General features: G+C 60.4%; 7 protein-coding genes. All 7 read right to left on the reverse strand.

Features of this window, described 5'->3' with window-relative positions:
• Window positions 1-99: 99 nt before the first annotated feature.
• A complete protein-coding gene (locus K5Q19_RS08600) occupies window positions 100-798 on the reverse strand; it encodes a YoaK family protein (protein WP_273302005.1) in 699 nt (232 codons plus the stop codon).
• Window positions 783-2,654 carry an amidohydrolase gene (locus K5Q19_RS08605; RefSeq protein WP_273302007.1) on the reverse strand — a complete coding sequence of 624 codons (1,872 nt, stop codon included), beginning with the start codon at window positions 2,652-2,654 and terminating at the stop codon, window positions 783-785. The genes K5Q19_RS08600 and K5Q19_RS08605 overlap by 16 nt, the downstream gene beginning before the upstream one ends.
• Window positions 2,655-2,722: 68 nt before the next feature.
• Window positions 2,723-2,989 (reverse strand): DUF1427 family protein, encoded by a 267-nt coding sequence (locus tag K5Q19_RS08610; RefSeq protein WP_066283600.1) that lies wholly within the window; start codon window positions 2,987-2,989, stop codon window positions 2,723-2,725.
• 129 nt (window positions 2,990-3,118) lie between these two features.
• Window positions 3,119-3,775 carry a hydrolase gene (locus K5Q19_RS08615; protein ID WP_273302003.1) on the reverse strand — a complete coding sequence of 219 codons (657 nt, stop codon included), beginning with the start codon at window positions 3,773-3,775 and terminating at the stop codon, window positions 3,119-3,121.
• Window positions 3,776-3,944: 169 nt separating this feature from the next.
• Complete coding sequence (locus K5Q19_RS08620; RefSeq protein WP_273302002.1) at window positions 3,945-4,823, reverse strand: AraC family transcriptional regulator; 879 nt, start codon at window positions 4,821-4,823, stop codon at window positions 3,945-3,947.
• Window positions 4,824-4,861: 38 nt separating this feature from the next.
• Window positions 4,862-5,812, reverse strand: coding sequence for an AraC family transcriptional regulator (locus tag K5Q19_RS08625; protein ID WP_273302000.1), 951 nt, complete (start codon window positions 5,810-5,812; stop codon window positions 4,862-4,864).
• Window positions 5,809-6,336: an AraC family transcriptional regulator gene (locus K5Q19_RS08630; protein ID WP_273301998.1), complete on the reverse strand. Its 528-nt coding sequence runs from the start codon at window positions 6,334-6,336 to the stop codon at window positions 5,809-5,811. The genes K5Q19_RS08625 and K5Q19_RS08630 overlap by 4 nt, the downstream gene beginning before the upstream one ends.
• Between the last annotated feature and the right edge of the window lie 98 nt (window positions 6,337-6,434).

Below are 6,434 nucleotides of genomic sequence, written 5' to 3' on the forward strand. Positions count from 1 at the left end.
AACGGGGGCGCCAACCCCCCCCGCCGCCCAACGGGGCGATGCCCGGCGGGCGGGGCGGCCCCCCCGCCACGCCCGCCAGCAGCAGCGCGAGGAAGGCTGTCATCGCAGGACCATCAGGCGACCCGCGAGAAGGATGGCGGGGAGGAGAACCGATCCCATCCCAAGCCAGGACTGGGCAAGAGCGCCCAGCGCGCAACCGCCAGCAAATGCACAAACAGATATCATGATCTTGCCCGATACCGATGGCTCGGGCGTAGCGGAAGGCGCCTGACTCATTCGACCTGCCAAGGCCAGCGCCAGCGCTGCTACATTGCCCGTCATGACCGTGAACGGTGGCCCGATGGCCGGTACCAGCCTGTGAACGGCGTTGAGCATGCCCATCGCCCCTGCCAGCGCAAGCGCCAAGCCAGTATCCCAGGGCCCTGTCCCAAGGAACAGTGCAATGCCGCCTGTCAGCGCCACCGCCAGATTGGCAAGCCACAGCAGCAACGATAGTCTGCGGTTAACTGAAATTTGGCTAGCCGCAAGGCCAGCGAACACAGCAACTAGAAAGAAGGCAGGCAAGGCTGCGAACTGGACCCAGACCGATCCATAATGTCCCTCTGCCCCACCCCCACTCTGGCTGGCTAGTGTCGCACCAAGCAGAACAAAATTGCCGGTGACATGCGCGACGAAAAGTCCCTGCATATGGATAAAGACAGCAGTGTCGACATAGCCGGACACAAAGGCGAGCAGCCCGGCAAGGTCGGCCGGAACGGGCCGCGGCGATGAAAGGCTCGCGCTCACACCGCCCAGCATGCGCAGCCGAGAGCGCCCCAGAAACTCTTGAAATCGCTGACCGGAACCTGGGTCGCTCGCGCATGCTCATGACCATGAACCGCGCACGGTGTAGCACAGCCACAGGCCGACTGTGCCGTTTGCAGGCTGACCGAAGTCGCCCCTTCGGCCTTGTGATAGCCACCGAACCGGGCGACCGGCGACCAGTCGGGCATTGGCGGCGGCGGCGGTTCTGCCAAGCCTTCAAAGTTGCCAGTCCCATAGACTGGCTTGCCACCGACAATTGTGAGCACGGATTCGGTCTGGCGGATACGATCGGAAGGAATCTCGAAGAAATCCTGGCTCAGTACCGCTAGATCGGCCAACTGCCCCTGCTTGATCTGTCCCTTGCGCCCCTCCTCGCCCGAAAACCAGGCGACGTGCTGGGTCCACATTCTCAGCGCTTCATGTCGATCGAGCAGGTTGCGATGCGGATAAAGCCGCATGCCCCCCATCGTCCTGCCAGTGACGAGCCAGGACAGGCTTACCCAGGGATCGTAGCTCGCCACGCGCGTCGCATCGGTGCCTGCGGAGGTCCGCACGCCACTTTCCAGTACGCGTCGGAAAGGCGGCGCCGCTTCTGCTGCCTCGGCACCATAGCGCTCGACGAAATACTCGCCCTGATAGGCCATGCGGTGCTGAAACGCGATGCCGCCGCCGAGTGCGGCCACCCTGTCGATCGAGCGTGGGGTGATCGTTTCGGCATGGTCGAAAAACCAGTGCAGGCCGTCGAACGGCATCTCCCTGTTGACCTTCTCGAACACGTCGAGAGCCCGGACGATCGTCTCCTCATAGGTAGCATGCATCCGCCACGGCCAACGGTTGGCAACGAGGATCCGGACGATCTCCTCGAGATCATCTTCCATGTTCGGCGGCATGTCCGGCCGAGGCATACGGAAATCCTCGAAGTCCGCAGCCGAAAAGACAAGCATTTCGCCCGCGCCATTGAGACGCAGATAGTCATCGCCCTGGTGATGTCGGGCACTGCGGGTCCAACGCAGGAAATCCTCCTTCTCCTCCCGGGGCTTTTGCGTGAACAGATTGTAGCCGATGCGCAGCGTCAGCTGACCGCGTTCATGGAGCTGTTCGATAACCGCATAGTCTTCCGGGTAGTTCTGGTAACCCCCGCCAGCATCCAGAACGCTGGTCACGCCCAGCCGGTTGAGATCCCGCATGAAATGTCGGGTGGAATTGAGCTGATAGTCGAGAGGCAGTTTCGGCCCTTTGGCCAGTGTGGCATAAAGGATGGAGGCATTGGGGCTAGCAATCAGCAGCCCAGTTGGGTTGCCCTGGGAATCGCGCTGGATCACGCCGCCCGGCGGGTCGGGTGTGTCTCGATCATAGCCCACTGCCCTGAGAGCAGCGCCATTGAGCAAGGCGCGGTCGTAAAGGTGCAGGATGAATACCGGCGTGTCGGGTGCGACGACGTTGATTTCAGCCAGGCTGGGTAGGCGTTTCTCGGCAAACTGGTGCTCGCTGAAGCCGCCAACAACCCTGACCCATTGCGGAGCTGGGGTGCGGTCGACCTGCTGCTTCAGCATGCGCATCGCATCAGCCAGGCTGGGGACACCATCCCAGCGCAGTTCCAGATTGAAGTTCAGCCCTCCGCGAATGACATGGATGTGGTTGTCGCACAGCCCCGGTATCACGCGCCGGCCCTTGCAGTCGATCATCCGGGTGCCGGGTCCCTGCAGGGCGATGACATCAGAAAAATCTCCCACAGCCTGGAACCGACCCTCCTTTATGGCGATCGCCTGAGGGGCGGGGTTCTGCGGGTCCAGCGTCGTGAATTTCCCGTTGAATAGGATGGTGTCTGTATATCGTGCATCTTCCGCCATGGCTTTGCCCTCGATCGTTCCTAGCAAGCCGGTCAAGGCGAGGCCTGCAGACACCGCCCTGCGGTCCATCATGCGTCGCTATCCCGACGGCGGAGCCCGGGGCGCGCTGGCAACGCGCCCAGAATATGCTCCGAACAGTCGGCCCGCGTCTCTGCCATCACATCGGGATTGCCCCGATATACGCGCATCGCAAATGGCAGGATCTGCTCTCCCACCAGCATGCCCAACAGGCCAAGCAATGCTACAACGGGTGGCGCCGGCGAGCGGACGCCCAGCAGGCTATAGATAATGCCCACAAGCAAGCCGGCACCAAGCGAGAACAGATATATCTTCATGGCTTCACCATTGCAGAAGGGCCTGAATGAAGGAGGTGGGCCGGCCTTCGGGAGGCTTGGAAGCGGCCGGCCCGGTCACCAATACCTGGGGGCGGACAGGAGCGGAGGTGACCTTGTACGTTTAATCGATCAGCCTTCGCTTGCGTCGGCGCCCAAGATCGCCTTGGCGTATATCAGCCCGAGCCCATAGGCTCCGCCATGATCTATCGCGGCATGCACGACAGGATCATAGGTTTCGCCTCTCGCCCAGTCGCGCTGAAGTTCGAGCATGTACTGCAAAGAGGTCATCGGCGTTGCGCCTAGTTGGACCATACGGTCCATTGCCCTGTCATGCGCTTCATCGGAAACGTCGCCACAAGCATCTGCGAGCACGAAGACCTCGAAGCCCTGGTCGATAGCGGACAGCGCCGGCCCTACAATGCAGACACTGGTCCACAGCCCTGCAAGCACAATTCGCGACTTGCCGATGGCGTTGATACGGTCGGCGATCCGGGGATCTTCCCAGGTGTTCATGGTTGTCCGGTCGATCACCTCCTCACCCGGAAACTGGCTCTTGATCTCGTCGAACATGGGGCCGGAGAACGTCTTCTCAGCAACGGTGCTCAGAATTGTCGAAACCTCGAAAATGCGGGCTGCCCGGCTCACCAGTGCAGCGTTGTTGCGCAGCATGACCGCGTCGATCGATTTCGTGGCAAAGGACATTTGCGACTGGTGGTCGATCAGGATGAGCACATGATCGGCAGGGGAAAGAAGCGAGGAACCGGGGATTGGCAATGCGGTCGGCATCTGGAGCACTCCTTGGATGTCGCAAGGTGGCGGTCAGACGCGCTTCCTTGCTTCAGCGCCTGCAGTCCATAGCAGAGCATTGAGGTGCCAGCGGTGCCGGGCTTGCTCGGGAGGAGCGATTCTTGCGCCATTTCGGGCATAGCACGCGCATGCTCGCCTGACCGGGCACTCAGACCATGCGGCGGCGATAATTTAGAGGCGTCACCCCCAGTTCGCGTATGAACAGCTTGTTGAGCCCGGCCTGGCCCTTGTAGCCGACACAGACAGCCACGGTGTCAATGGAAAGGTCCGGCTGCAACAGCAAAGTCTGCGCAGCATTCAATCGCAGCAGCATCTGGTATTTCTGCGGAGCCACGCCGAAACTTTGCTTGAATGCGCGGGAAAAATGATCGGGTGACAGGCTGCAGAGCGATGCCAGTTCAAGCAAGGTGATGTCGCGCGAAAAATTTGTCTGAAGATAGTCGTTCACGCGCCGCTCCTGCCAGGGCGCCAGCCCGCCACGTGTCTGCCTGGCTGCATCGCCATTCAGTGCGGCCAATTCCCCCAGCAGGGTCACAATCACGGAATCCCGGTAAAGGGTCGTGATCGCCGAGGCGTGACTGCCCGACGACAGTCGCCACAGCCTTTCGATCAATTGAGGCACCCCGTTGCTGGCCTGCACCGCGTGCAGTTTGGCTATATCGGGCGGGCGCCCATCGAACATGCGGTCCAGCAACGTATCGGCAAGCAAGCCATCGACGGCAAGTGCCCTGAAATGATTGGAATCATCAATCACGATTGCATTGGCTTCACCGCGGGCGAGCAGCGACCATTGGCCTGGAACCGCCGTCCCCGAAAAGCGGAAGCTGCCATTGCGATAAGACGTCCGGTGCATCGACAATCCCACCGTGATGACAAGATCATTCAGCGGAGGATCGGAAAAATCGCCCGCTGGCTGGTGCAATTCGATCAGTTGGACAGCCGGGTCATCGGCGACCAGCTGATGCGCGGCGATGAATGGCGCAACGCCATCGGTCAGCCGGTAATCGTCGAAATCGACACCGTCCACCGCCCACCCCGGAAAACAGCCTCACCCCGCATGCAATGCTAGCACATTTGCTTCGGAAGCCAAGTTCCTCGGGGGCAGTTCGCTCGATCAATCCGGAAATGACTTGGGCTGATACCATGGATGCGCCGAAAGGCCCGGGCAAATGCCTGGGGCGTATCATAGCCGACCGACAGGGCAATCTGCGTGACGGACATGGTCGAGCTCAGCAACAGATCCCGCGCTCGCTCCATGCGCAACAGCATCAGATACTGGTAAGGTGGTCGGCCAAGCGAGTTCTTGAAACCGCGGGCAAAATGATACGGCGACACATGACATATGCCCGAAATATCGTTCAGCGTAATGTCGCGATCAAGATTGGCGCGCATGAATTCGACCGCACGTCGCGCCTGCCACGGTGCAAGATGATGGGCCAGACGGACATCCACCTGCCCGCTGGCTGTATTGCACCTGCTGAAATGATAGAGGATCATCCAGCACAGAGAATCCCAGATTAACGCGGGCGGTGCGACATTGCCGGACAGGTGGATGGCCGTATCCGCCAGCTTGCGCAATTCAACCGAAACGCAGGTCGTGATCCGGGTAAAGTTCCAGCCCAGCTCCGCGGCGATCCTGTCCTGGATGGTCTTGTCGAAATGGAGATGGAACCAGCCCTGCACCCTTTCGGTCTGGTCAAACCAGATACTGTCGATCCCGGAAGGGAGCAGCATGAAGAAATTCGGCTTGACCTCCACATTATAGGCTGTTCCGGCCAAGCGAGCGCGCTGGATATAGGGACCGGAAGTCCGGCACAACAAGACGATGGACGCATTGGCAGGGACAGAGATGTGGGAAACCGGCTCCCGGCTGATTAGGTCGCGCTGCCAGACAGAACTCATGCCCTGCCCCGCAAATATGTTGGACGTTACAGGTTCAACGCCTGAATAATGTGCCACATCATAGGCATGAACACCGGTCTTCTGCCCGGCACGGGGCGCAAGCAGCGGGGTCACGGTCCCAACATTTCGCGATAGCGGCTCGGAGCGTAGCCAGTGGTCTGTCTGAACGCGCGGGCAAAGGCCTGGGGTGTCTCATAACCTGCTGCCATAGCGATCTCCGTGATCGAAAGCGGTGAGCCTTTCAGCAGATCCTTGGCATGATCTATTCGCAACAGCACCAGATAGCGATGCGGGGGCACGTTCATGGCATTGCGGAACCCCCGCGCGAAGTGGAATGGCGAAACCTGGCAGATTTCGGCCATTTCAGCGAGGCGAATAGGGGTATCAAGGTTGGCCCGCATGAACTCGATCGCACGCCTGATCTGCCAGGGGGCCAGCCGATGCCCCCTCGCTCCCGAGCCAATGCCCTTGCGTCTGAATGTGTTGGCGATTTCGAACAGGATCGTCCACGAGAGCCCCTCCCACAGGAGGTCCGAGGGAGCGGAGTCAGATGTCGCGGAAATTGCAACATCAACCAGCGACTTGAGCCTGGGAATGTCCTGATAGGCCAGAGCCTGATATTCGAAACGGAATTCCAAAGCTGCCTGGCTGACCGTTGCCCGTTAGCGTCCGCGCTCGTGGTGTAATTTTCGGTGGAGATTTAGGTGCTGCTGGTGGTGGGGCATGCCCCACCACC

The organism is Novosphingobium sp. (assembly GCF_019748365.1).
In the GTDB taxonomy this organism is placed as follows: Bacteria; Pseudomonadota; Alphaproteobacteria; order Sphingomonadales; family Sphingomonadaceae; genus Novosphingobium.

Bases quoted from the DNA above. Each gene is read 5' to 3' on its own strand.
- K5Q19_RS08600 (WP_273302005.1), bottom strand. From the start codon at position 798: ATGCTGGGCGGTGTGAGCGCGAGCCTTTCATCGCCGCGGCCCGTTCCG.
- K5Q19_RS08615 (WP_273302003.1), bottom strand. From the start codon at position 3,775: ATGCCGACCGCATTGCCAATCCCCGGTTCCTCGCTTCTTTCCCCTGCC.
- K5Q19_RS08610 (WP_066283600.1), bottom strand. From the start codon at position 2,989: ATGAAGATATATCTGTTCTCGCTTGGTGCCGGCTTGCTTGTGGGCATT.
- K5Q19_RS08605 (WP_273302007.1), bottom strand. From the start codon at position 2,654: ATGGCGGAAGATGCACGATATACAGACACCATCCTATTCAACGGGAAA.